The sequence below is a fragment of the Streptomyces sp. NPDC007164 genome (assembly GCF_040634135.1).
Classification (GTDB): Bacteria; Actinomycetota; Actinomycetes; order Streptomycetales; family Streptomycetaceae; genus Streptomyces; species Streptomyces sanglieri.
In genome coordinates this window covers 4085-28942 of record NZ_JBEYFB010000036.1, presented here as the reverse complement: position 1 = coordinate 28942, position 24858 = coordinate 4085, and the positions used below count along the sequence as shown (strand labels likewise).

General features: G+C 72.5%; 22 protein-coding genes. 7 read left to right on the top strand and 15 right to left on the bottom strand.

The genetic code is table 11. The features are described from left to right. Nucleotides 1-20: 20 nt before the first annotated feature. The 3 genes from ABZ622_RS31675 to ABZ622_RS31665 form a co-directional block, all read right to left on the bottom strand. Complete coding sequence (locus tag ABZ622_RS31675; protein WP_360549067.1) at nt 21-1958, bottom strand: hypothetical protein; 1938 nt, start codon at nt 1956-1958, stop codon at nt 21-23. 71 nt (nt 1959-2029) lie between these two features. Beyond that, the gene (locus tag ABZ622_RS31670) at nt 2030-5143 is read right to left on the bottom strand and encodes an alpha-N-acetylglucosaminidase (protein WP_360549065.1); all 3114 of its coding nucleotides are present in this window, start codon (nt 5141-5143) and stop codon (nt 2030-2032) included. A gap of 181 nt (nt 5144-5324) precedes the next feature. Next, nucleotides 5325-5870, bottom strand: coding sequence for a carboxymuconolactone decarboxylase family protein (locus ABZ622_RS31665; RefSeq protein WP_360549063.1), 546 nt, complete (start codon nt 5868-5870; stop codon nt 5325-5327). A gap of 82 nt (nt 5871-5952) precedes the next feature. Here ABZ622_RS31665 and ABZ622_RS31660 point away from each other — a divergent pair, with 82 nt between their 5' ends. Both ABZ622_RS31660 and ABZ622_RS31655 read left to right on the top strand, forming a co-directional pair. Next, nucleotides 5953-6444: a MarR family transcriptional regulator gene (locus tag ABZ622_RS31660; protein ID WP_360549061.1), complete on the top strand. Its 492-nt coding sequence runs from the start codon at nt 5953-5955 to the stop codon at nt 6442-6444. Between the two features lie 148 nt (nt 6445-6592). After that, on the top strand, nt 6593-8257 hold the full coding sequence (locus ABZ622_RS31655; protein ID WP_360549059.1) for an alpha-L-fucosidase: 1665 nt from the start codon (nt 6593-6595) through the stop codon (nt 8255-8257). A 49-nt stretch (nt 8258-8306) separates the two neighbouring features. Here ABZ622_RS31655 and ABZ622_RS31650 read toward each other — a convergent pair whose 3' ends face one another. Beyond that, nucleotides 8307-8954, bottom strand: coding sequence for a response regulator transcription factor (locus ABZ622_RS31650; protein WP_360549057.1), 648 nt, complete (start codon nt 8952-8954; stop codon nt 8307-8309). Then, a complete protein-coding gene (locus ABZ622_RS31645; RefSeq protein ID WP_360549055.1) occupies nt 8939-10207 on the bottom strand; it encodes a sensor domain-containing protein in 1269 nt (422 codons plus the stop codon). Before ABZ622_RS31645 ends, ABZ622_RS31650 begins: the two co-directional genes overlap by 16 nt. Nucleotides 10208-10508: 301 nt before the next feature. Here ABZ622_RS31645 and ABZ622_RS31640 point away from each other — a divergent pair, with 301 nt between their 5' ends. After that, nucleotides 10509-12608, top strand: coding sequence for an MMPL family transporter (locus ABZ622_RS31640; RefSeq protein ID WP_360549128.1), 2100 nt, complete (start codon nt 10509-10511; stop codon nt 12606-12608). A gap of 82 nt (nt 12609-12690) precedes the next feature. Here ABZ622_RS31640 and ABZ622_RS31635 read toward each other — a convergent pair whose 3' ends face one another. From ABZ622_RS31635 to ABZ622_RS31615, 5 genes are all read right to left on the bottom strand, one after another. After that, the gene (locus ABZ622_RS31635) at nt 12691-13311 is read right to left on the bottom strand and encodes a winged helix-turn-helix domain-containing protein (RefSeq protein ID WP_360549053.1); all 621 of its coding nucleotides are present in this window, start codon (nt 13309-13311) and stop codon (nt 12691-12693) included. A gap of 355 nt (nt 13312-13666) precedes the next feature. After that, nucleotides 13667-14578 (bottom strand): hypothetical protein, encoded by a 912-nt coding sequence (locus ABZ622_RS31630; protein ID WP_360549051.1) that lies wholly within the window; start codon nt 14576-14578, stop codon nt 13667-13669. Between the two features lie 58 nt (nt 14579-14636). Beyond that, nucleotides 14637-15671: a glutamine synthetase gene (glnII, locus tag ABZ622_RS31625; RefSeq protein ID WP_360549049.1), complete on the bottom strand. Its 1035-nt coding sequence runs from the start codon at nt 15669-15671 to the stop codon at nt 14637-14639. A gap of 120 nt (nt 15672-15791) precedes the next feature. Further along, nucleotides 15792-16934, bottom strand: a complete 1143-nt coding sequence (locus ABZ622_RS31620) for a hypothetical protein (RefSeq protein WP_360549047.1) — start codon at nt 16932-16934, stop codon at nt 15792-15794. Continuing rightward, nucleotides 16931-18415 (bottom strand): hypothetical protein, encoded by a 1485-nt coding sequence (locus ABZ622_RS31615; RefSeq protein ID WP_360549045.1) that lies wholly within the window; start codon nt 18413-18415, stop codon nt 16931-16933. Before ABZ622_RS31615 ends, ABZ622_RS31620 begins: the two co-directional genes overlap by 4 nt. Before the next feature lie 209 nt (nt 18416-18624). Between ABZ622_RS31615 and ABZ622_RS31610 the strand changes: the two genes are divergently transcribed. Continuing rightward, nucleotides 18625-19536, top strand: coding sequence for a Gfo/Idh/MocA family oxidoreductase (locus tag ABZ622_RS31610; protein WP_360549043.1), 912 nt, complete (start codon nt 18625-18627; stop codon nt 19534-19536). A gap of 57 nt (nt 19537-19593) precedes the next feature. Here the strand turns inward: ABZ622_RS31610 and ABZ622_RS31605 are convergent, their stop codons facing one another. Next, on the bottom strand, nt 19594-20043 hold the full coding sequence (locus ABZ622_RS31605; RefSeq protein ID WP_360549041.1) for a MarR family transcriptional regulator: 450 nt from the start codon (nt 20041-20043) through the stop codon (nt 19594-19596). Nucleotides 20044-20135: 92 nt separating this feature from the next. On the opposite strand from ABZ622_RS31605, the gene ABZ622_RS31600 reads away from it, so the two are divergent. Further along, a complete protein-coding gene (locus tag ABZ622_RS31600; protein WP_360549039.1) occupies nt 20136-20981 on the top strand; it encodes an alpha/beta hydrolase in 846 nt (281 codons plus the stop codon). Between the two features lie 42 nt (nt 20982-21023). Here ABZ622_RS31600 and ABZ622_RS31595 read toward each other — a convergent pair whose 3' ends face one another. After that, on the bottom strand, nt 21024-21383 hold the full coding sequence (locus tag ABZ622_RS31595; RefSeq protein ID WP_329592879.1) for an arsenate reductase family protein: 360 nt from the start codon (nt 21381-21383) through the stop codon (nt 21024-21026). A gap of 119 nt (nt 21384-21502) precedes the next feature. Between ABZ622_RS31595 and ABZ622_RS31590 the strand changes: the two genes are divergently transcribed. Then, nucleotides 21503-21772: a hypothetical protein gene (locus tag ABZ622_RS31590; RefSeq protein ID WP_360549037.1), complete on the top strand. Its 270-nt coding sequence runs from the start codon at nt 21503-21505 to the stop codon at nt 21770-21772. A gap of 136 nt (nt 21773-21908) precedes the next feature. Here ABZ622_RS31590 and ABZ622_RS31585 read toward each other — a convergent pair whose 3' ends face one another. Further along, entirely contained in the window at nt 21909-22349 is a 441-nt protein-coding gene (locus tag ABZ622_RS31585) for a hypothetical protein (RefSeq protein ID WP_360549035.1), read from the bottom strand. Between the two features lie 162 nt (nt 22350-22511). Between ABZ622_RS31585 and ABZ622_RS31580 the strand changes: the two genes are divergently transcribed. After that, the gene (locus ABZ622_RS31580; protein ID WP_360549033.1) at nt 22512-22997 is read left to right on the top strand and encodes a hypothetical protein; all 486 of its coding nucleotides are present in this window, start codon (nt 22512-22514) and stop codon (nt 22995-22997) included. Between the two features lie 6 nt (nt 22998-23003). On the opposite strand, the gene ABZ622_RS31575 is transcribed toward ABZ622_RS31580, so the two are convergent. Continuing rightward, nucleotides 23004-23942 (bottom strand): helix-turn-helix transcriptional regulator, encoded by a 939-nt coding sequence (locus tag ABZ622_RS31575; protein ID WP_360549031.1) that lies wholly within the window; start codon nt 23940-23942, stop codon nt 23004-23006. Nucleotides 23943-24245: 303 nt separating this feature from the next. Further along, nucleotides 24246-24858: hypothetical protein (locus ABZ622_RS31570; protein ID WP_360549029.1), on the bottom strand; the 613-nt coding region annotated here is incomplete at its 5' end.

Sequence of the window (24858 nt, the reverse complement as noted above, 5' to 3'; positions counted from 1 at the left end):
ACGCCCGGGAGAACGGGCGGTCAGCGCAGCGCGCCCGCCCGACTGCCGTCCACCAGCGTCCCGTTGAGCCGCGCGCGGTCGCCCGCCCGGGCCGGCGCGGCGAGCAGCCGGCCGTCGGAGTGCGCCGCCACTCCGCCCGACGCGGTCAGCGAGGCGAACTGCGCACTGCCCGCCGCCAGTACGTACCAGCGGCCGCCCCGCGACTTCCACAGCACCCCGGCCAGCACCCGGGAGTCGCGCGCCCCGCAGGCCGGCGAGTCCTCGGCCCTGGCCGCGACCGCCCCGGGCGGCCCGCCCGTCGCGGCGGCCGGTGCCGACGGGGCCTGGAACTGGGCGAGGACCCGGCTGCCGGTACCCCGCCAGGTCTCCGCCCGGGTGCAGAGCCAGCGCGCGGAGCCGTCGCCCTCGGGCAGCGACTGCACGGCGTACTGCCAGGAGTTCACCGACCGCACCCCGTACGAGCGCACCTCCGGCAGCAGACAGGCGGTCCGCGCCCAGCTGTCCCGCTCGGCCCGCCCGGTGACATCGTGCGGCGCGGACGGCGGGCCCGAGGTGAGCCGGGCCGGGGCCAGTTCGCCGAGGTCGGCCATCAGCCGGGCCGACCGGCCGTCGCGGACCTCGATCGCCTCCCAGGCACGGCAGCCGCGGGCCGTCGCCGGGCTGGTCAGCGCGGCGGTCACCCCGTCGGTGCCGCGCCGCAGCGGGCGCGGCGCGGCACCCGGCGCCAGCAGGTCCCGCACCGAAACCGCCGTCACCCAGGGCGCGGTGAGATATCGGATCCGGTCGCCCGCACGGGCCACGATCAGCGCGGCGGCCGATGCCCGGTCCGCGCCGTCGACCCGGGCGAAGTCGAGCGCGACGCCCTCGTCCCGGCCGGCGTCCAGCGGCTCCGCGTACCGCACGACGCGCAGCCCGTCGTGGAACAGCACCACCGCCACCCGGTCCACCTCACCCGCGTACAGCAGCTGCGGCGCACCCATCGGAGGCCCGACGGGGGTGTCCGGGGTCGCCGAGGAACGCACCGCGTCGTCCGGGTGCGCCCAGACGGTGAGCGCCCGGCGCAGCAGCCCGGTGTCCCCGGCGCGGCCGCCACGGGTGGGCCAGGAGGTGAAGTCGGTACGCGTCGAGCTCTGCCAGAACGTCGCGGACACCCGACTCACCCTGCGCGGATCCAGGGCCTGTCCGGCGACGGCGGCCCGGGTGTACTGCGCCCCGCTCGGAGCGCCGCGCCCCCAGCCCTCGCCCGGCAGCCCCAGCAGCGCCCCGCACACCAGCAGCGCCGCGACGGCCGCCAGCGCCGCCTTCGCGTACCGGCGGCGGCGCAGCAGATCCGGCGGCCTGGCCTGGAGCGAGCAGGGGTCGAACTCCGGGGAGCCGAGGAGCGTGTACGGAGCCGGGACGCCCGCCGCCTCCGCGAGCGCCGCGTACGGCTCCGCGACCCCGGCGTCCGCGAGCACCCGCCGGACCTCCGCCTCGGCCAGCCCCTCCAGGCCGCGCAGGGCGTGGGCGGCGCGGCCGGGACCGGAGAGCGCCGACAGGGCGTTCTCCAGGGCGAGTCCGTCCGAGCCACCGGAGTGCGGGAACAACCGCAGCCCCCACACGAGCGGGAGGAGCGACGGCAGCCGGGCGCGCCCGGACCCGAGACGCGGACGGCCCGCCGCCAGGGCCGCCCGCAGCACCCGGCGCCGGGCGTGCGCGTACGACGGATCCACCGCCGCCGCACCCTGGGGCCCGCGCGGCACCGGGATGCCGCCCCCGGCCCCCGCCCGGTGCCCGGACAGCAGGCACCGCTGGGCCAGCGCGTGCGCCTTCAGCACCCGGCGGTGGCTGCCGAGCGACGGCGGCAGCACGAGATAGCCGAGCCGGACCAGCCGGGGATAGTGCTCGACGAGCCCGGCCCGTGCCTGCTCCCCGTCGGCCGGGGCGGCTGCGGAAGGTACTTCTGGCAGTGGACGCACGTTCAGCAGAACGAGCGAATCGTGCGATGGTCACCCCGGCCCGCCGTGTCGCACCGCGGCGGGCCGGTCCCTCACCGGAGCTGCCACCCGCTGAACTCGACCGTGCCGCGCAGCCCGCTCCCGCCGTTCGTCGCGCTCATGAAGATCCCCACGTCCTGGGCCGCCGCCGTCCCCGGCACCACGACCGTGGCCACCGTCCGCCAGGTCGCCCCGCCGTCGGTGGAGCAGGAACCCGTGCAGCCGTCCCCGGTCCGGGTCAGCCGGAGCAGCACCGGGGCCTTGATCCCGGTGATCCGCCGGTACGCGTCCAGGGTGCCGTCGCCGTTCGTGTCGTACGAGAGCACCACACCGTTGGACGGTGTCACCGCCAGGTTCAGGAACCCGGCGGAGCCCGGTGCCGCGAGACTGTTGCGCACCACGAGCCCCGAGCGCGCCCAGCCCCCGGTGTTCTCCTGCGCGTCGACCCGCACGGTCACCTCCGACCCCTCGGACCACGCCCCCTCCCGGTACGCGGTGCCGAACTGGCTGGTCCCCTTCCACAGGTCCTGGCCCGCCCCGTTGACCGCGAACCGTCCGTCCAGCTGCCCGAAGACCGCCGCGTTCGCCGTGTACGTGCGCCAGCCCGGCTCCAGCGGCGCCGCCAAGTAGACCGCGCCGCGCCGCAGATCGCTCACCCGGTCCTCGCCGCGCGGCCCGTACGCGGTGCTCAGCCCGTACGGCATCGGCCGCAGCGGCGCGGTCAGCGGCTCGGGCGGGGCGGTGACCCGCCAGTCCACCGAACCGGACCCGCCCGCCGCCACCTCGTCGAGGAAGGTCCTGCCCGTGGCGGTGGCGTCGAGACCGGTGAGCGCGAAGTCGATCCGGCCGGTGGACCGCAGGCCGTTGAGATTGCGGAAGGCGGCCGTCACCGTGCCGGTGCTGCCCGGGGTGAACGCCACCGGATCGGCCAGGACCGTGACGGTGCCCTGGTACGGGGCGGTGGACAGGGTCTCGAAGACCCGCCGCGCGGTGCGGTGGGCATCGCCCGTCGCCCGTACCGGATGGGCGTCGGTCCGCCGCGTCCACTCCTCCTCGCCCGGGTACCAGTCGAACGGCTTCGCCGCCCGGCCCTCCGTGAGGGCGTCGGTCAGCTCGTCCAAGTACGCCTGCCACTGCGGGAGATGGACCTCGCTCATCAGCCCGTGCCAGTCCCGGTTGGCGTAATTGCTGAGGTTGTCGGCGGCCGTCCGGTCCGCCCAGGTGGTGATCAGGGTGCGCGCCGTCCACTCCAGCCTCACCGCCTCCGCCGGACTCGTCGCCAGCCGCTTGGCGTCCTCCAGCCACGGCCCCAGCAGGAAGGCCCGGTGACAGCCCGACACGGTGTCCGTCAGCCGCATCAGCCTCAGCCAGAGCGCGGCGAGCGTCCGGAACCTCGCCACGTCCTTGTCGGCCTGCGCGGCCCTCAGCTGCGGCAGCAGGACCCGGGAGCGGCCGGCGAGCGCCTGCCGGGCCAGATCGGTGAGGTCGTAGCGGTAGGTGTCCGAGTCGCGCAGGGACGGGCGTACGTCGAGGAGTGCCGCGAACGCCCGGTCGAAACCGGCCGGGTCGAAGGCGAAGCCGGTCGAGGCGGTGATGCCCGGCCTGCGGGAGAAGAGGGAGTCGACGGGGCGGCCGTCGGTGCTCGTCAGCCGGTACGCCGTGCCGGCCAGCGCGGCGAACGCCGCCTGTGCCGAGCGGTCCCGGCCGCCGTAGCGGAACTTCGGGTACGCCCGGAACCACGCCTGGCGGTCCACCTTCTCGCTGCGCCAGGCCAGCTCGCTGAACAGCTCGAACGCCGCCGGATCGCGCTCGGCCGCCTCCGGCATGTACGCCGTGCCGGCCAGGGCGCTGCCCGGTCTGTCCCGCCAGGCCGTGAACTTGTCCGTCCAGCGGTCGGTGTTGGCCCCGATGGTCGTACGGCCGCCGAAGTTCGGGATGGTGCCGAAGGCGTACGGGGCTCCGCCCCAGTCCTTCTCCCGGTCGGTGACGGTGTCCAGATCGGAGAGGCCGTCGACGATCAGCAGCCGGCCGGTGTCGACCGCCTCCAGCATCGAGGGCCGGGGATTGGCCTGCCAGCCGAGGATCACCCAGGTCGCGCCGGGGCGCGCGGTCCGCAACGCCGACTCGACGGCACGGGCGGCGTCCGGCACCGGGACGTCCCCGGCGGTGCCGCCCTCGTGCAGCAGATCCATCTTGAAGTGGTCCGCCGGGCCGAACAGTTCCTCCTGGTGCCGGTAGAAGGCGGCGGCCACCTCGGCGAAGACGGGGGTGCGCGGGTCGAGCCAGTCGGGCCGGCGCAGCCCGTTCCAGGTGCCCTGCGGGACGGTGCGGGCCCCCGGATTGCGGTCCGCGAAGCCGTCCGGGACCGTTCCGAAGTAGCCGGGGAACACCGGCGCCATGCCCAGCTCCCGCATCCGGTCGGCGATGCGCCGCCCCAGGCCGGCCCGGCGGGCGATCAGCCCGGGGCCGAGCGGGCCGCCGTATCCGCTCATGTTCTGGAGCAGCCACCACGGCTGGTGGGACGGTGCGGGCAGCCAGCCGCGGGCCTCGGTGTCGCTGTAGCCGAAGTCCTGGAGCAGCCGGTGGTAGACCGCTTCCTGACCGGTGGTGACCAGGACCTCGTTGCAGCCGTGCAGGGCCAGGACGTCGAGCATCCGTTCCCAGCGCGGCCAGTCGGCGTACGGGGCGGTGTAGCCGTCGTGGGTGTCGTTGAGGGCGAACCGGTGGGGGACCGTCGCGGAGCGCTCGACGGGGCTGCGGGGCGCGGGCAGCCGGCGGGGCAGCGCGGTGCGGCTGCCCGCCCACGAAATGACCGCGTCGCAGCTGTACTTGAGGTACCAGTGCGCCCCGGTCAGGGCGGCGGCCGGGGTGGTGGCGGCGATCTCGATCCGTCCGGTGGCGCCGGTCACCCGGAAGCGGTCGGGGGCCTGCGCGCCCTCGCCCCGGGGGAGGGCGCGCAGACGGAACTGGTCCGCGTGGTCCGGCAGCAGACGCCGGAGCGCCTCGTGCGCCGGCGCGAGGTCCGGTCCGGGGGCGGACGGTGCGGTGGTGGCGTGCGCGGGGGCGGCGGCCCCGGCCCCGGCGGCGGTGCCGATGGCGGCGGCGGTGCCCAGCAGCGTACGTCTGGTCGGCCGGGAGGAGCTGAAGGGCAGGGAGGGTTCCGTCATGTTCCGCACTCCTCGGTGTTGTTCATGGTGGTGCATGCGACAACAGGTATGTGCGGTGCGCACGTTAATGACGGGTGAGGGGGCGGGCAACGGGGCGTACGGCGGGTTCGTGCCGAACCAGCTGTTCGGCCGCACGCCGGGGCGACCGGCCGCACGCCGGGTGACCGGCGCGCGGCGGCGGTCAGGCGAAGGCGGCCAGTTGCGGGTCGACGGGCGCCCCGGTCATCCGGTTGGCCAGCGTGGACATGGTGTACGCGCCGATCCCGAGGACGGCCTCCAGCGCGTTGCGGGCGGTGTACCCGTGCGCCAGGAACGCCTGGAGGGCCGGATCGTCCACGGCGCCGGCCGTCGCGAGCACGGCGAGGGTGAACTGCCGTACCGCCTCCAGCCGTTCGTCCGGCAGCACCCGCCGCTCACGCAGCGCCGCGATCAGCCCGGGGCCGGCGCCGAGCGCGGTGAGCTTCGCGGTGTGCATCGCCACGCAGATGTGGCAGTCGTTGCCGGTCGCCATCGTCATGATCAGGACCTCGCGGGAGAGCGGGTCGAGAGTGGTGGACTCGAAGAGTGCGCTCGCCCTCAGGAAGCCGTCGAGCAGCTCCGGCGAGGTGGCGAGCCGGGCGACGGCGGCGGGCAGATAGCCCTGCTTCTCCGTCACCCCCGCCATGGTGCGGCGGGCGGCGGCGGGGGCGGAGTCGAGGGTGTGGTCGGGGAACGCGGAAACGGACATGGCTGACCTCTCCTGATGGGTGCAGGGGCTAAAATCGACAACGTGATTGACGAAAAGGTAAACCAGGTTGTCGAGTTTCGCAATGGCTGAGCGACGGGCGGAGGCGTCCGGGGCGGACGCGGCGGGCTTCGAGCTGCCCGTGCTGCTGTTCGCCGGATTCCGGTCGATCATCGACGAGTTGCACCGTGGCCTGGCCGAACGCGGACACGCCGAGTTCCGCCCGGCGTACGGCTACGCGCTCCAGGCCGTCGGCCGCGACGGGGCGACGGCCAGTGAGATCGGCCGGCGGCTCGGGGTCTCCAAGCAGGCCGCCGGCAAGACCGTGGAGAGGCTCGAAGGGCTCGGGTACGTGGAGCGCGTCGACGACCCCCGCGACGGCCGGCGCAAGCTGGTCCGGCTGACCGCGCGGGGCGTGGACGTCCTGGTCAAGTCCGCCGAGGGGTTCGACCGGCTGCGCGCCCGCTGGGGCGAGACGCTCGGTGCCGACCGGGTGCGCGCGATGGAGGCGGACCTGCGCACGATGGTGCCCGAGGGTGCCTTCCGGCTCGATGTGCCGGGCTGGTTCAACGACTGAGTCCGCCGCCGGGGCGCGCTTGGACTTTGCTTGCGAGAGATAGGACGTATCTCGTGCGCACCCTTCCCGTGGGTCCATGTGTGCGGCAGCATGCCCACGTTGGCACCCAAGAGATCCGACCAATGCTGGTCGGGAACGGGAGGGAACCATGGCACGACGCACCCGTGTGCTCAGTGCGCTCGCACTGGCGGCGGCCGCCGCGCTCGTCCCCGTACAGGCGACCGCGCAGCAGTCCGCGCACCAGCGGCCGGCGCCACCGGGCACCCCGTGCGGCGCGCCGGTGAAGCCCGCCTCGCAGATGACGGTGGAGCCCTGCGACAGCCCCGGCCGGATCGTCGAGAAGGCCGCGAACATCGTGCCCACGCCCGGCCAACTGGCCTGGCAGCAGCGGGAGGTCACCGCCTTCACGCACTTCGGGATGAACACCTTCACCGGCCGCGAGTGGGGCTCGGGCACGGAGGACGAGAAGCTCTTCGCACCCAAGGCCATCGACGCCGACCAGTGGATGCGCGCCTACAGGGCCGCCGGTGTCGAACAGGTCATGCTCACCGCCAAGCACCACGACGGCTTCGTGCTCTACCCGAGCCGCTACACCGACCACTCGGTCGCGCTCAGCCCCGGCAGCCCCGACGTCGTGGCCGCCTATGTGAAGGCCGCCCGCAAGGCGGGCCTCAAGGTCGGGCTCTACCTCTCGCCCTCCGACGGCGCCGAACTCCCGCACGCCTGGCACGCCCGCTGGGTCGACGAGATCCGGGCGAAGCAGGCCGAGGGCAAGCCGCTCAGCCTGCCCGAGCGCATGGCCCTGGAGGACGGCGACCGCGCCCCGGCCGGAGCGGGCCGCTTCGGCAACGGCAGCCCGGTCACCGAGCGCACGATCCCCACCCTCGTCCCCGGCGACGACCGGGCCGCCGCCGTCAGGAGCGGCAGGCTGCCCACCTTCCGGGTGAAGGCCGACGACTACGACACGTACTACCTCAACCAGCTCTACGAACTGTTCACCCAGTACGGCCCGATCGAGGAGCTCTGGCTGGACGGCGCCAACCCCTGGTCCGGCTCCGGCATCACCCAGAAGTACGACGTCAAGCAGTGGTTCGACATGGTGAAGGCCCTCTCGCCGAACACCGTCGTCTTCCAGGGCCCGCAGGGTGTGCGCTGGGTCGGCAACGAGAACGGCACCGCCCGCGAGACCGAGTGGAGCGTCACCCCGCACACCACCGACCCGTGGACGGGGCTCGGCAGCCTCCCCAACGACTCGACCGACCCCGACATCGGCTCCCGCGCCAAGCTCCTCGACCCCGCCGTCAACTACCTCCAGTGGTACCCGGCCGAGGCGGACGTCTCGATCAGGCCCGGCTGGTTCCACCACCGGGACGAGCAGCCCAAGACGCCCGCCCAGCTGATGAACCTCTACGAGAAGAGCGTCGGCCGCAACGCCTCCCTGCTGCTCAACGTCCCGCCGAACAGGGACGGCCGGATCGACGACGCCGACGTCGCGTCACTGACCGCCTTCGGCTCCGACGTACGCCGGATCTACGGCACCGACGTGCGCGGGCAGGGCCCCGCCCCGTACACCTTCGACCGGATCGCCGTCAGCGAGGACATCCGGCGCGGGCAGCGGGTGGAGAGGTTCGCCGTCGAGGCCCGGGTCGGCGGGAGCTGGCAGCGGATCGCCGGGGGCACCACCATCGGCCACCGCCGCATCCTGTCCCTGGCCTCGCCCGTCACCGCCACCTCGGTACGGGTGAGGGTGCTGGAGTCCCGGGCCACCCCGCACCTGGGGGCGACGACGCTGCACCTGAGCACCACGCCGTGACCCCGTGGCCGCACGGCCCCGTCGCCGGGGCCGTGCGGCCGTCCCCCGCTCAGCCCCGGTCGAGATAGGCGAGCACCGCGAGGACCCGGCGGTTGTCGTCGTCGGACGGCGGCAGCGAGAGCTTCCCGAAGATGTTCGAGGTGTGTTTGGCCACCGCCCGCTCCGTGATCACCAGCTGCGAGGCGATCGCCACGTTCGAACGGCCCTGCGCCATCAGCTCCATGACCTCCAGCTCGCGCGGCGTGAGCATGCCCATCGGCCTGTCCTGCGAGCGCCGCGACAGCAACTGCGAGATCACCTGCGGGTCCATCGCGGTGCCGCCCGCCGCGACCCTGCGCACCGCGTCGACGAACTGCTCGGCGTCGAAGACCCGGTCCTTGAGCAGATAGCCGATGCCGCCGTTGCCGTCCGCCAGCAGCTCGCGCGCGTACAACTGCTCCACGTGCTGGGAGAGCACGAGCACCGGCAGTCCCGGCCTGGCCCGCCGGGCCGCCAGCGCGCACTGCAGGCCCTCGTCGGTGTGCGACGGCGGAAGCCGGACGTCGACGATCGCGACGTCCGGCTCCGACTCGGCGAAGGCCCGGGTCAGTTCGGGCCCGCTCTCGACGGCTGCCGCGATCTCGAAGTCGTACGCCTCCAGCAGGCGGACCAGGCCGTCGCGCAGCAGGAAGAGATCTTCGGCTAGGACAACTCGCAAGGGATCTCCATGGTCACCATGGTGGGACCGCCCGCGGGGCTGCTGACGGCCATGATGCCGTCGAATGTACCGAGTCGGCGTTCGATTCCGCTCAGTCCGGATCCGCCGCCGACCTTCGCACCGCCCCGGCCGTTGTCGGTGACCGACACCCGCAGCACGGCGTCCTCGTGGTGGATGTCCACCCAGACACGGTCCGCCCCCGAGTGCTTGGCGGCGTTGGTCAGCGCCTCGCTCACCGCGAAGTACGCCGCCGACTCGACCGCGGCGTCCATCCGGCCGCCCAGCTCCGCCCCGACCTCCGACTCGAACGGCAGCCGCAGCGCCAACGCCCGTACCGCGTCCCCGAGTCCACGCTCGGCGAGGACCGGCGGGTGGATGCCCCGGACCAGGTCGCGCAGCTCCGTGAGCGCCTCGGCGGACGACTCCCGGGCCATGGCCAGGAGCTTCTTCGCCTGCGCCGGGTCCTTCTCGATCAGCGCCTCGACCGTCCCCAGGCTCATGCCCATCGCGACCAGCCGGGCCTGTGCGCCGTCGTGCAGGTCCCGCTCGATGCGCCGCAGTTCGGAGGCGGCGGTGTCCACGGCCTCGTGCCGGGTCTCGGTCAGCCGGTCGATGCGCCGGACCAGCTCCTCGTCCTGGCTGGGGGCCAGCATCGCGCGGGCGATCACGAAGTGCAGCCGCAGCAGCCGCTCGCTGACCAGCACCCCGGTCGCGAACAGCGCCGCACCGAGCGCGGCGGCGGCCAGGCCCGTCGCCTGACTGTCGACCGGCACGAAGCCGTACCAGTAGCGGTCGTCGGTGAAGACCCGCCACAGCCCGGCCGCCAGCACGACACCCTCCACCGGATAGATGAGCAGCGCGGCCGCCAGCGTCGCCACCACATAGCCGGCCGTCATGTCGACCAGCAGCCACCGGATGTCGCGCCAGGTCGCCGGGTCCTTCAGCATCAGCGTGGTCCGCTCCACCTGCCCGGTGAACCCGGTACGCAGATCCTTCGGGAAGGGGCGGTACGGGACCGGAATACGGATGTCGAACCAGGTGACCGCGAGCAGCCGGCGCCGGTTGGCGTGCTTGCGGACCAGCTCCAGTACGTAGGGGGTGGTGAACAGGCCGACGCCCAGCGGGATGAACGCGACCGACAGCACGGCCCATACGAAGAGCGTGATCGAGGTGACCAGGCTCGCGACCGACAGCGCGAGTCCGCGCCCGGCGGCCAGCACCGCGGCCCTTGTCCGTCCCTGTATCGCGTTCATCCCGGCCCGTCTCCCCTCGTCGGGCCCTCCTGCCGGACCCGTTCCGCAGACAGTCTCACCCGGTGGCGGCCTCGGACGTCAGCCGTTTCGCCACCCGGGCGGGGTGTATCCAGCACCACCCCGCCGACCTCGCCCTACGGCTCCGGGGAAGGGGGGTCCGGCGGCTGGGGCGGGCGGCTCCGCGTTCCTAGATTCATCGGCGTCCACCGACGGTGCCGAGTCCGGCGCCGCGTACTTCCGGCTACATCTGACTTCTGGGGGCGAACACGCCATGAGGCGCAACCTCGCGGCACGCATCGGTATGTGGAGCGCGCACCACCGCAGGACCGCCATTCTCGGCTGGCTGCTCTTCGTCGTGCTCGCCACCGGCATCGGCGGAGCGTCCGGACTGGTCGAGATGTCCGACGCGGAGAACGGTGCGGGAGATTCGGCGCGGGCCGAGCAGATCCTCGACGACGCCGGACTCGGGCAGCCCGCCGGCGAGCTGGTCATGGTGTCCGCCCCGAAGGCGGGGGACTGGAAGGACGCCGCCCGCGAGCTCTCCGCGGCCCTCGGGAAGACCGGCGAGGTGGCGGACCCGGCGGCGCCGGTCCCCTCCCGGGACGGCAAGGACGCACTGATCACCTTCGAGCTGAAGGGGGACGCGGCGACGGCTCCGGACCGGGTGCAGCCCGTGCTCGACGCGGTGGACGCGGTCCGGGCCGGCCACCCGGACGTCACCATCCACCAGTTCGGCGAGGCCAGCGCCGGGAAATGGCTCGGCGACCTGCTCTCCGAGGACTTCAAGAAGGCCGAGTTCACCGCCGTACCCCTGGCCCTCGGCATTCTGCTGGTCGCCTTCGGCGCCGTCGTCGCGGCGCTCCTCCCGGTCGGCCTGGCGCTCACCGCGTGCATGGCCGCCTTCGGTCTGCTGTCGCTCGCCAGCCACCGACTGCACCTGTTCCAGACCACGTACTCGGTGATGTTCCTGATGGGCTTCGCCGTCGGCGTCGACTACTGCCTGTTCTATCTGCGGCGCGAACGCGACGAACGGGCGGCGGGACACGACGCGGAGACGGCGCTGCGGATCGCGGCGGCGACCAGCGGCCGGGCGGTGCTGGTCTCCGGGCTCACCGTGACGGTCGCGATGGCCGGCATGTTCCTGTCCGGCCTGATGCTGTTCAAGGGCTTCGCGCTCGCGATCATCATCGTGGTCCTCGTCGCCGTGCTGGGCTCGGTGACGGTGCTGCCCGCGCTGCTGTCCTGGCTGGGCGACCGGGTCGAAGCGGGGCGGCTGCCCTTCCTCGGCCGGCGAGGGGGCCGGCGCGCCCGCACCGGCGGCGGGATCGCCGGCCGGGTGCTGAGGCCGGTGCTGGCCAGGCCGAAGACCTTCGCCATCGCCTCGGTCGTCGTACTGCTCGCGCTGGCCGCGCCCGCCATCGGCATGAAAACCGAACAGCTCGGCCTGGAGAAGCAGTTCGGCTCCCACTCACCGCTCTCGGTCGCCCACCGGCAGATCAGCGAGAACTTCCCGGGCGGCCCCGATCCGGCCCGCGTGGTGGTGAAGGCCGACGACATCGAGGCCCCCGCGCTGCGCAAGGCGCTCGACGGCTTCGAGAAGGTGACCGTCCACAGGGCGCAGAACGTCGCCGAGATCGCGGTACCGCTCCCGCACGGGCGGGCCTCGCTCGCGGAACTCCGCGAGGAGCGGCTGCCCGCCGCGTTCGACGCCACCGGCGCCCAGGTGTACGTGACCGGGGAGACCGCGGGCTCCGTCGACTTCAACGAACAGCTCAAGCGCGGCATCGTCCCCGTCTTCGCCTTCATCACGGCGGTGACCTTCCTGCTGATGCTGTTCTGCTTCCGCTCGTACGTCATCGCCGTGACCTCGATCGTGCTCAACCTGCTCTCCGTGGCCGCCGCCTACGGGGTGATGGTCGCCGTCTTCCAGCACGGCTGGGGGGCTTCGCTGATCGGCTCGGAGGGGGTCGGCGCGATCGAGTCCTGGATGCCGCTCTTCGTCCTGGTCGTCCTGTTCGGACTCTCCATGGACTACCACGTGTTCGTGGTCTCCCGGATCCGCGAGGCCCGCGACCGGGGGCTGACCACCCGGGCCGCGATCGACGAGGGCGTCCGGCGGACGGCGGGCGCGGTGACCGGCGCCGCCGTGATCATGGTCGCGGTCTTCGCGGTCTTCGGGACGCTGTCGATGCAGGACATGCAGCAGATGGGCGTCGGCCTCGCCGTCGCGGTACTGCTGGACGCCACGGTCGTACGGATGGTTCTGCTGCCCTCGGTGATGGCCCTGCTGGGCGAGCGGAACTGGCGCACCCCGCGCGCCCTGACCCGGCTGCCGAGCCTGGAGCACGGGCCGGAGCACGGGCCGGAGCGGGAGACGGTGGGGTCCGGGCGACTCGGCTGACCGGACCGGCCCGCCCGGCACATGGAACGGCCCTGGTCCGGAACACACCGGACCAGGGCCGCCTCACACGGCTTCCGACACGTCAGGGCGTGTACTTGTAGCCGACGCGCCGCACCGTCTGGATCGAACGGCGGTGCTCGGCGCCCAGCTTGCGGCGCAGCCGGGCGATGTGGACGTCGACGGTGCGCCCGTCGCCCACGTGCCCGTAGCCCCAGACGGTGGTCACCAACTGGTCGCGGGTGTGCACCCGGTGCGGGTGCGCGACCAGATGGGCGAGCAGCTCGAACTCCAGATAGGTGAGGTCGAGCGTGTTCCCGTCCACCGCGGCGGTGCGCTGCACGGGGTCGATGAGCACCGGCCCCGCGGCCGCGTCCGCCACCGGTGCCGGCACCACGAACTGGGCGGCCGCGGCGGTGGCCGCGGTGACGGCGGGCTGCTGGTCGGCCGGCACGAGCACCAGGTAGCCGACCATCGGGGGCCGGCCCGGCAGCGCCGGAACGGTGTGCTGGGGGGCGGGCAGCCAGGTGGCACCCGGCGGCAGGAACTCGGCCACGTCGGCGAGCTGGACGACCTCGTCGGGGTCGACGGCACGCAGCCGGTGGCGGTTGGGCGGGAGGGAGCGGGCGGAGGTGGTGGCCGCAGCGGACGCCGAGGGCGCTGAGGTGGCAGCGGCCGTGGCGGAGAAGGTACGGGTGTTCGCCATGAGGGTCAGCTCTTTCGCGCGAAGGAGTCGTCGGTGGACGGACTTGCTTGCGCGCGGGCCGAAGGCCGGGGTGAGCGGCTTTAGAGGGCCTGCGCGTTCAACGCGCGACAACACACCCGGTCGAAGTCATGGTGCTGACGGGACGGCCAGAACGGTTCGAGGTCGCTGCGACCTGTCGAGGTGTGCTGGAAGCTGGCCATGCCCCCATTGAACCAGAGAACCGGACGCCGGAGCAGACCTCTCTCACCCGTCGATACGGACCCTTTGCGTTACCTTCCTCACCTCGGTTTCCGTTCGGCCACCGCAACGGACGGGCCGCCCCCGCATCGGCCCACGCCCCGCCGCCCCTCCCGGCTCAACCCACCAGCCGATTGCGCCAGTCCAGGCCGGGCAGCTCGATCGCCTTGTCCGGCGAACCGTTCCACTCCGCTGTCAGCCCCGCGTCGCCCAGCGCCTCGACGACCTCCCGGCCCACGAAGGCGGTCTCGTCCGCCGCCTCGCCGAACCCGCCGTAGTACAGCGTCAGGCCGTGCCCCGAGGCGGCGCTCTCGGTGCCCTGCGCATGGAAGAAGACGAAGCCGCGCGCGTCCTCCCGCCCGGCGCCCCGGATCTCGGCGAGACCGCACGACCGGCAGCAGGTGAAGTGCTCCCTCGCCGTGATCCCGCCCCCGTCCAGACGGGAGAACGCCTGCCTCAGCCGGTCCGCGTCGGTCACCTCCGGCCACCGCCGCTGCTCCTCGACCCGCTCGAGCCACAGCCGCTCGACCAACTGCCGCGCCTGCGCGTCCGTCACCGGATGCACGCCGTCCTTCACCAGGTAGTCCTCGGCCGTCCGGGAGAGCTCCTGGACCGTCCCGTACCCGCAGCGGAGCAGCACCCGTACCCGCTCCTCCAGCGTCTCCCGGATCTCCGCCGCGAGCTCCGGCACCGGCTCGTCCTCCGGCACGTCGGCGCGCTCCCACTCCACACCCGCGTCCCACTCCGGCTCCTGGCGCGCCCAGCGGGTCATCAGCCCGGCGACCCGCTCCGGCGCGCCGACCATCGTCCGGAAGTGCGTGGCGGCGCCACCGGAGCGGTGCTCCAGCTGGTACCCGTCACCGTGGTCGAACCAGACCTGCACGAAGGTCCCGGGGATGTCGGGCACGCGCTGCACGACCAGGAAGCGGTCACCCTTCAGACCGATCCGGTGCACCAGGTCGCTCAGCGCCCGGTCCGAAATGCGGGTGTACGTCTCGGAGTTCTCGGTCTCCACCTTGATGTCGAGCATGCGCCAACCCTGGCACGGGCCACTGACAACGGACCGGGAGCGGGGAGCGGGCCCCGGATCAGACCTGGCCGGCCTTCTCCAGCGCGGCGCAGCAGGTGTCGACGATCAGCCGGGTGACGACGTACGGGTCGACGTTGGCGTTCGGGCGGCGGTCCTCGATGTAACCCTTCCGGTCCTGCTCCACCTGCCACGGGATGCGGACCGAGGCGCCGCGGTCGGAGACGCCGTAGCTGTACTCGTTCCACGGGGCGGTCTCGTGCAGGCCGGTCAGCCGGTCGTCGATGCCGGCGCCGTAGTTCTTGACGTGGTCCATCGGCTTCGAGCCCTCGCCCAGCGACTCGCACGCCGTGATGATCGCGTCGTATCCCGTGCGCATCGCCTCGGTGGAGAAGTTGGTGTGCGCGCCCGCGCCGTTCCAGTCGCCCTTGACCGGCTTCGGGTCCAGGGTCGCGGAGACGTCGAAGTCCTCGGCGGTGCGGTACAGCAGCCAGCGGGCGACCCACAGCTGGTCGGAGACCTCCAGCGGGGACAGCGGGCCGACCTGGAACTCCCACTGGCCGGGCATGACCTCGGCGTTGATGCCACAGATGCCGAGCCCCGCCTTCAGACAGTTGTCGAGGTGCTTCTCGACGATCTCGCGGCCGAAGATCTCGTCGGCGCCGACCCCGCAGTAGTAGCCGCCCTGCGCGGCGGGGAAGCCGCCCTCGGGGAAGCCGAGCGGCCGGTGGCCGTCGAAGAAGGTGTACTCCTGCTCGATGCCGAAGACCGGCTGCTGGCCCGCGAACCGCTCGGCCACCGGGCGCAGCGCGGCCCGGGTGTTGGACGCGTGCGGCGTCATGTCGATGTCGAAGACCTCGCACAGCACCAGGATGTCGTCGCCGCCGCGGATCGGGTCCGGGCAGGAGAAGACCGGCTTCAGTACCCGGTCGGAGGCGTGGCCCCGGGCCTGGTTGGTGCTCGAACCGTCGAAGCCCCAGACCGGCAGCTCCGCCACGTCCCGCACGGGACTCCCGGCCATGATCTTCGTCTTGGAGCGGAGCTTGGCGGTCGGCTCGGTGCCGTCGATCCAGATGTACTCAGCCTTGAACGTCACGGAAGCCATCCTTTGCGGGTGCTGCGGTGCTGCGGTCCGGTCTACGCAGCGCAGCTTCGCAAGACGCGATTTCCCGTCCGTTGCCCGAATGTGAACCCCGTGTTACCGAGGTTTCGTTCGTTACGAACGGGCTCTGAGCAGCGACTCGAAGCCCGCCGCCCGGATCCGGCGCACCACTTCCTCCTCGGTGGTGCCCAGCGCCTCGGCCGCCCGCGACAGCCGCCAGTCCGCGTCGGCGAGCCGGTGCAGCAGATGGCCGCGCCTGATCTGGGCCTCGGACAGCCGGAAGGTCTTCAGGTACGCGACCTGCCCCTTGTGGTCGGTGATGGTCTCACCGATGTGCTGCCCGGCCCCGCCCGGCAGGAACGGCGGCAGGAACCGCCACAGCGTGAACGGACCCATCCGGTACACCCGGTCGAAGGCGTACGAGCTGTCCAGCAGCTCACCCGCGAACAGGGTGTCGTGCGCCTCGGCCCACTCGCGCTCCTGGGCCCGCGCAGCCGCCCGCAGCCCGGCGAGCGTCCCGAGCCGCGGACCGTCGGGTATCCGCGCCGCGAACTCCGGCACGGGGGCGCCGTACAGCGCGTACTGGTGGATCAGCTCGCCGTACAGGTCCTCGACCAGCGACGGGTGCAGCAGCCGGTAGTCGTCCGGGTGCGGCACGACGAACGCGGCGGCGAGCGCGTCGGCCGCGTACACCATCACTCCGCACTGGTCCGGGTGGATCTCGAAGACCCGCAGCGCCGTGCCGAGCCCGCGCACCGACCACCCCATGTACGCGTCCTCGGAGCGCGGCGACAGCCCGTCGCGCAGCGCCTGCCGCGACCACTCCTCCCAGGCGACGGCCGGGCCGCCGAAGTGCAGGGAGAGGTAGCCCTCCAGCGCGAGGTGCAGCGGCAGGAAACGCAGCCGGTCGCCCGGCCGGCGCTTCGCCATCCGGTGGTGGCGGTGGCGCTGGAGCCGCGCGGTCCGGGGCGCGGGCCGGCTCCCGGCCGAAGAGCCCGGCGCGGCGCCGAGCTGCGTGCCGTACGCGACGGACTGTTCGCCCTCGCCGGACCAGTCGGCGACGAAGCCGTGCGGGATGACCGAGGCGTAGTGCGTGCGCGGCCCGATGTCGACGATGCCGTGCCCGCGGTCCGGGTAGAGCTCCTCGTGCAGCCGGAGCCCCTCGACCGGCCGTTCACGCACCAGCGGCACCAGCCGGATGCCGCCCCACACCTGGGCGGGACGGGTGGTGAGCCCGGTCAGTTCGAGCCTGTTCACGATGTCGCTCCCGCTCCTTCGTCGCCCACGAACCGTGCCACCTGCCGGTCCAGGTAGGCGTACAGCGCCGCCGCTCCGGTACGCCCCTCGGCGAACCCGGCGAGCTCCACCAGCGCCGGCAGGTCCTCCGCGTCCCGGACGCCCGCCGTGGGCACGCTCGGCGAGAGCCGCCGCACATCGAAGGCGTCCGCGTCGTATACGGGGTTCACATGGACCACCGCGGTGTGCCGGTCCGGGTCGAGCCGGGTCCGCCAGATTCGGAGCACCTCGCCCGCGAGTCCGGGCGGTGCGTTGTCCCAGCCGTCAGAGACGATGACCAGCCGGTCGGGGCCGTGCTCCAGGGCGTCCAGCACACGGAAGCCGAGCGGGGTCGGCCCCCACGGCCTGACCAGCAGCGGATCGGTACGCTCCGAAGTCCACAGCGGGGTGTACGAGCCCGGCGCGGCCAGCGCCTCCAGCAGGAAGTGACAGGCCAGCGCCACGGCGAGCGGGCGGCGCCGCTTCTCGCCCGACCCGGACGAGGAGTAGCTGTCGTCGAGCACGGCGGCGACCCGGCCCCAGCTCCCGGCATGCGGGCCCGCCGCGCGACGGGCCGCCGTGCGCAGCGCACCCGTCAGCTTCTCGCGGTGCGCACTCCGCGCCTGGAAGCCGAGCGACAGCACGAACAGGGCGAGCCGGGTCAGCGGCATCACGGTCAGGTCCACATCGGCGGGCAGCGGCGCATCACCGGCGCCGGTGCGCTGCGTCAGGGTCCGCAGCCGCTCCAGCCGGGTCATCCGCGGCGCCATCCGCTCCAGGAACGCCTCGCGCTTCACCCCGCGCCGGGCGGCGAAGCCCTCGGCGACCGTGAACGGCAGCTCCTCCGCCGCCCCCTGCGCGTAGTGGGCGCGCCGCCAGGCGTCGAGCAGCTGATTCCGGTAACCCGGCCGGTGCCGGGGCCGGAACAGGAAGTCCCCGAGCTCGCCGGAACCGTCCGGCTCGACGGAGCCGTCGAACCCGAGGTGGGCATGGCGGGCCGCGGCCTTCAGGCCGGAGCGGTACTTCACCGCGTCGTGCGCCGGATCGGGCCGGGCGGCCAGCCAGTCCCGCATGATCGCGCGGGTGCGCCGGTTGTTCACCTTGGCCGCGCGCAGCTCCCGGAACAGCCGGTACACGCGCTGCGGCGGCAGCTTCGCCAGCCGGGCGGCGATCAGCCGGCCCTCGGTGCGCTTCTCCCCGGCGCTCGCGTCGGCCGCGTTCTCCAGCAGGCCCAGGACGATGCGCGCGGCGTTGTGGTCGTTGATGTCGAGGGCGAGCGAGGCGGCGTACACCCGGCGGTAGTTGACCCGTACGTACTCGTGAAGGAAGTCCAGCGAGAGCTGCTGCTGGTACGCGGACGAGCGGAATTCGCGCTGTCCGGTCGTGGTGATCGCCGCGTTGACGAAGAGGAGTACGTCCTCGGCGGCGACGAGGCCGGCGTCGGTCCCGGTACTGGTGGTCATGGTTTCCCCCGTGGAGTCACGCTCCCCCGCGCGCGGGGGGCGGAGCGCCGGCCGGGGAATGGGGGCGCGAACAGCGAAATTTTTGCTTCATAGGCAAGTCCCGGAAGTCGCGCCGGAGTCCCGCGGCCGGCCCCGCAAACGTATCCATGAAGGTTACTCTCCGCCAACTCAATACCGGATCGCCCGGGCGAAACCGGCAGACTGACCCCATGACGACACTTCCCGCGACCCCCCTGCGCATCGGCCTCGTCGGTACCGGCCCCTGGGCCCGGAACACCCAGGCCCCCGCCCTCGCCGCCCACCCCGGCGTCGTACTGAGCGGTGTGTGGGGCCGCCGCGCCGAGGCCGCGCAGGAGCTGGCCGGCGCGCACGGCACCGAGGCGTACACCGGCGAGGCGGGCATCGACGAGCTCTTCGCCGCCAGCGACGCCGTCGCGTTCGCCCTGCCGCCGGACGTCCAGGCCCCGCTCGCCGCCCGTGCCGCGGCCACCGGCCGCCATCTGCTGCTGGACAAACCGGTCGCCACCACCGTCGCGGGGGCCCGCGAGGTCGTCCGGGCCGCCGAGCAGACCGGGGTCGCCTCAATCGTCTTCTGCACCCTGCGGTTCGCGGCCGAGACGTCCGCCTGGATCGCCGAACAGGCCGCCCTGGAAGGCTGGTTCACCGCCCGTGCCGAGTGGATCGGCGCACTGTTCGCCCCCGGCGCGACCAACGAGTACGCCGCCTCGCCGTGGCGCCGCGACAAGGGCGGCCTGTGGGACGTCGGCCCGCACGCCCTGTCGGTCCTGATCCCGGTGCTGGGCGATGTGACCGAACTGACCGCGGCCCGCGGCCCGTCCGACACCACCCACCTCGTCCTCCGCCACACCTCCGGCGCGTCCAGCACGGTGACGCTCGCGCTGGGAGCGCCCGTGGGCGCGGTCGGTACGGAGATCGAGCTCAGGGGAGAGGAGGGGACGGTCAGTCTGCCGCGGTGGGACGGGGCGGTCGGCGCGTTCCGGGCGGCGGTCGACGCCCTGATCCATTCGGTGCGTACGGGGGATCCGCACCCGTGCGACGTACGGTTCGGGCTGCGCCTGACGGAGCTGCTGGCCGAGGCGGAGAAGCAGGCGGGGGAGTAGCGGCCCCGAAGGCCGGGCGGCGCCGGACGCCGGGGCCGGCCGATCGCCACGAAGTGGTCAGGGGATCGAGGTGACCGCTTCGTGCGCGGCGTACAGGAAACGCCGGACGGCGGCCGCCTCCTTCTCGTCGAAGTCGCGCAGCACCGTCACCGTGGACTCGATCAGCGGCCCGAAGAACGCCCACCCCAGCTCCACGGCCCGCTCGTCGACCGCCAGCAGCACGCGCCGCCGGTCGCGCGGGTCGCGGGTGCGGGTGAGGTGGCCGAGCCGTTCCAGCCGGTCGATGACGGCGGTGGTGCCCGCGGAGTTGAGCCCGAGCTGTGCGCCGAGCCACCCGGCGGTGGCGTCCGTGCCCGCCCGCTCGGCGTCCAGCAGACAGATCAGGGCGCGGACATCGGTGCTGTGCATCTGGTGGAGGGCCGCGAACTCGGCCTGGCGCAGCCCGAATTCGACAGTCACCCTGCGCAGCAGATGGACGATCTCCAGCTCCGGACCCTGGTCGCTCATCAACGTTCCCTCCGCCTCGGCGAGTCCATTATCTCGCTGAGCGAGATAATATCCAGGGACTGACAGGAGCGGTCACGACCGGGGAGACATCCATGACAGCCACGTCGTTCGATGAGGCGTACGAGGAGGTCCTGGCGGCCAACTGGCCCGCCGGAACGACGTACTCGCAGGTCACCACCCCGTACGGCACCACTCACGTCAACAGCTGCGGCCCCCGGGACGCCCCGCCGCTGGTGCTGCTGGCCGGCGGCGGCGCCACCTCCACCGTCTGGTACGCCCAGGCGGCCCACCTGGGCCGGGCACACCGCGTCCACGCCGCCGACCTGATCGGCGAGCCGGGCCGCAGCGTCGCGGGGGAGCGCCCGATCCGTACGGTGACGGACCTGACGGCATGGCTCGACGGGGTACTGGACGGACTGGGCGCCGACCGCACCGCGCTGAGCGGGCACTCCTACGGTGCCTGGATCGCTCTGCACTACGCCCTGCACGCGCCCCACCGCGTCCGGAAGCTGGTCCTGGTGGACCCGACGCAGTGCTTCGCCGGCTTCCGGCCCGGCTACCTGCTGCACGCCCTGCCGATGCTGCTCCGGCCGAGCGCGAAGCGGACGCGGGCCTTCCTGGAGTGGGAGACGGGCGGCGCCGCGCTCGACCCGGCCTGGCTGCGGCTGCGCGACGCGGCCGCCGGCTTCCCGTCCGGCCGCCCGGTCACCGGTCCCCGCCCCATGCCCGAGGCCCTGCGCGGACTCGACGTACCGGCCCTGGTCCTGCTCGCCGGAAGCGGCCGGGCCCATGACCCGGCCCGCGTCGCCGCCGCGGCGGCCCGGCTGCTCCCGCGGGTGACGACGGCGACGATCCCCGGAGCCACGCACCACACGCTGCCGCTGTACGGACCGACGGCCGCCGAACTGAACCGCGGGATCGCGGACTTCATCGGGTGACGGGCCGTCGTACCGGCTGATCCGCGGGCCGCCCGCGGCTGCTCAGCGCCCCAGCGCGTCGCGTACCGCCTCGTCCGTGCGCCCCACGACGGCGGTTCCGTCGTCCGCGGTGATGATCGGCCGCTGGATGAGCCTGGGGTGCTCGGCGAGGGCCGAGATCCACCGCTCACGCGAACCGGCCTCGCGCGGCCACTCCTTGAGGCCGAGCTCCTTGGCGTCGGCCTCCTGCGTCCGGGTGATGTCCCACGGCTCCAGCCCGAGCCGGTCGAGCACGGCCCGGATCTCGTCCGGCGAGGGCACATCCTCCAGGTAGCGGCGGACGGTGTACTCGGCACCCTCCGCATCGAGCAGCTGCACCGCGCTGCGGCACTTCGAACAGGCGGGATTGATCCAGATCTCCATGGGGCCAAAGGTACGCGAGGGATCCCCGAAAGCCCTTCTGGCCAGCGGCGATTGTCAGTGCCGGGCAGTAAAATGGAGGCAGTTCGTGAGGGTTCCACGATCGTGCCAGGAGGTTGCCCATGGCCGTTGCCGCAGTCACGACCAAGCCGCTCCACAAGCCCCTGAAGAAGAAGCCGCTCCCCGCGGGCCGGCCCCGCGAGTGGTACGTCTCCCACAACCGCCGCCTGAAGGCCATGCGCCTGGCGATCGCCCTGCTCGACACGGGCGTCTACTACCCGTCGACCGCGACCAACGACAAGATACGCACGACCGCGGAGCGCGTCGGAATCCACCCGCCGTCGGACACCACCTGCCGCATGGTCCGCGCCCTGATCCGCTACGGCCGCTGACGGCCGACGCACCCGGTGGCTGTGCCCCCGAGCCCTACGGGGCCGGGGGCACTGCCACGCGCACGCACGTCCGGTCGCGGCGGGCCGGGGGCGCTCCGGGCCGGGTCGTTCCGGGCCGGGGCCGTGCCGGGCCGGATCAGAACCCGTCGCAGGTGGCCGTGGCGAAGGCGCCGGAGGCCGTGGCGGTCCGGACGGTCCCGTCGTCCACCGTCACGGCACAGGCGACCGCGCCGCCCGTCGCTCCGATGGTGACGGCGAAGGAGCCGCCGCTCATGAAGCCCCTGGTCCGTGTCTCCCCGGCCCACGGCAGGGTCCGCGGAGTCAGCCGCGCGGTCGAGAGATAGCCGTTCTGCCAGGTGGGATAGGTGATGCTGACATCCTCGGCGGTGCCGGTGACCTCGTACGTGATCCGCAACGGCCGTGCCCCCTCCCTGGACAACTCACCGGAGACCACCTCGACGGCCACGGCGGCAGCACCGGCCGGCACGAGCACGGCCAGGAGCAGCACCCACGGCCACAGCCGCCGCAGACGGGGCCGCAACGCCTCGGGGGAGCCACCCGGGTCCTGATCGCTCATGCCCCTCAGCCTCGTCCGCCCTCCGCCGTGCCGCTACCCGGAGCCGGCCCTCTCCGGCGACCCGGGCCCACCGGGCCACCCGGCCCACCCGTCCGGCGTACACGGCATGCGGGCCGGGCCGCGGCCCCTTTGACTGGCGAGGGGCGAGTGCTGGGAGGCACGATGACGACGAAAACCGCGCGAGGCCTGTGGGCCGTACTGCTGACGGCGGCCGTGATGTCGACCGCCGCGGCCTGTTCTGACGACGGCGACAGCGCCTCCAGCACGGCCTCCAGGGCCGCGTCCGCCGCGGCATCGGTGGCATCCAGGGGCTCCGACGTGGTGGCCTCGGCGACGGCCGCCGCGGGCGAGAAGCTGAAGAACTTCAAGAACGGCGTGAACGCCAAGGGCGATGTCGAACTGGGCAAACCGAGCACCGACAGCGACGGCCGCGCCACCGCGAAGGTCACCGTGACCAACAGCGCCGACTCGAAGAAGTCGTACGCGGTGCAGGTCAACTTCCGTGACGGCAGCGGCAATCTGCTCGACACGGCGGTGGTGACGGTCGACGACGTCGGCGCCGAGTCGTCCAAGGACGCCACGGCCCGCAGTAACCGCAAGCTGTCGGGCGACGTCAAGGCCGACGTGGGCAGGGCATTGCGCCACTGACCGCTGTCAGAAGCGGTGGTTGCGCCGCTCCCATGAGACCGGCCGCTGCGGCCCGTGCGTCGGAGCCCGCATCGGTGCGTTCCACGCACACTGGGACTGGGACTGGGACTGGGAACGGGAGCGGCAGGAAAGCTCCGCCAACTTGTTCTCGGTGCCGGTGCCGGGCTGCGGAATCTCCAGGACGATCCGCCGGTCCGAGCAGTCGTCGACGATGAGCGCACACTCCTCCAACACCATGCGGCCGACGGACGGGTGTCTCAGCTCCCGGGCGGCCGCGTGGTGTCCCTCGATCTCGTGCTGCTGCCACCAGCTGCGGAACTCCGAGCTGTTCCTGCTCAGTTCTCGGACCAGTGAGGTGAACCATGGCTCGTGGACGTACAGTCCGGTGGCCGCGCGGAACTCGGCCAGAACGGATCGGGCGCACTGCTCCCAGTTCTGGATCAGCTCACGCATGTAACCGCCGAAGAAAAGCCACAGCAAATGGCGGTGCTCGGCGGGAATCTCGGTCAGATCGCCGTAGACATCGGTTCGTGCCTGATTCCAGGCAAGAATGTTGAAACGAGGACCGAGGGCGAATGCCGGATGCGGATGCTGGCTGTCCAGAATGCGCTGGAGAGTCGGAGGAACACCGTCCGTGGGTACGTGTGCACTGGAACGCACGTCCTCGCTCGCCAGCGCCAGCAGGTGATCGCGCTCTTCGGTATTGAGTCGGAGGGCTTCGGCCAGCGAATTGAGCACATGGTCCGAGACCCGGATGTCCCGCGCCTGCTCCAGTCGTGTATACCAGCAGGCACTGATTCCGGCCAGGTCAGCGACATCCTCGCGCCGAAGACCCGGGGTGCGTCGCGATGTCCGTGTCGGTAGGCCGACTTCTTCCGGCTGAAGCGCCACCCGTCGTGTTCTGAGGAAGTCCGCGAGCTCCGCTCGACGTTGGTCGTAATTCATCCATCGATCCCTCTGCTGGACGACAATTACGTATGGCCATTACCGGGGACTTCCACTCCTAGGATAGTCGGTTTCTGGTTGTGTGCTGAGCCACGTGTGAAGCTGCTGCTGCTGGAGGTGGCGTCCGGCCGTTACTGGGGTGCTGGGAAGGAGCACCTGCCCTAACGAACGCTCTTCCTCCGTTCCAACAGTCGAAGGGAGAAAGTCATGCGTGGCAAGCGGTACCTCGTCCGACTCAGCCCAGTACTTATCGCCTCCCTGGCGGTACCTGTGGGTTTCGCCGGAGACGCGTTGGGTGCCCCATCACCGACAGCTGCTGTGTCGAAAGCACCCTCGGTCGGACCTGGCGATCCCGGATTCGGCGCCGGCGTGGTTCGCGGCCAGATCGACGGCCGGCTGTGCGTGAACAGGGTCGGCAGTTATCTGCCGCAGTTCCCGCTGGGCCAGCAATCGGCGTTCATAGCGGGCTACAGCGTCGGGTTCAAGGCGCAATGCAGGCCCGGGGTCGTGCCGCAGCGGCTGGTACAGCAGCAACAGCAACAGCAACAACAGCAGCAGCAGCAGCAGCAACAGCAACAGCAGATCCAGAACCTGCTGCTTAACGTCAACGCCACCGGCGGTGCTGCTACAGGCGGTGCGGTTACGAATACGCCGCCTCCGGTTACGCCGCCTCCGGTTACGCCGCCTCCGGTTACGCCGCCTCCGGTTACGCCGCCCCCGGTTACGCCGCCCCCGGTTACGCCGCCTCCTGGCGACGTGACTGGTGGTGCGGGCACTGGTGGTGCTGCCACTGGTGGTGCGGGTGCCGGTGATGTGACCGGTGGTGCGGGCACTGGTGGTGCTGCCACTGGTGGTGCGGGTGCCGGTGATGTGACCGGTGGTGCGGGCACTGGTGGTGCTGCCACTGGTGGTGCGG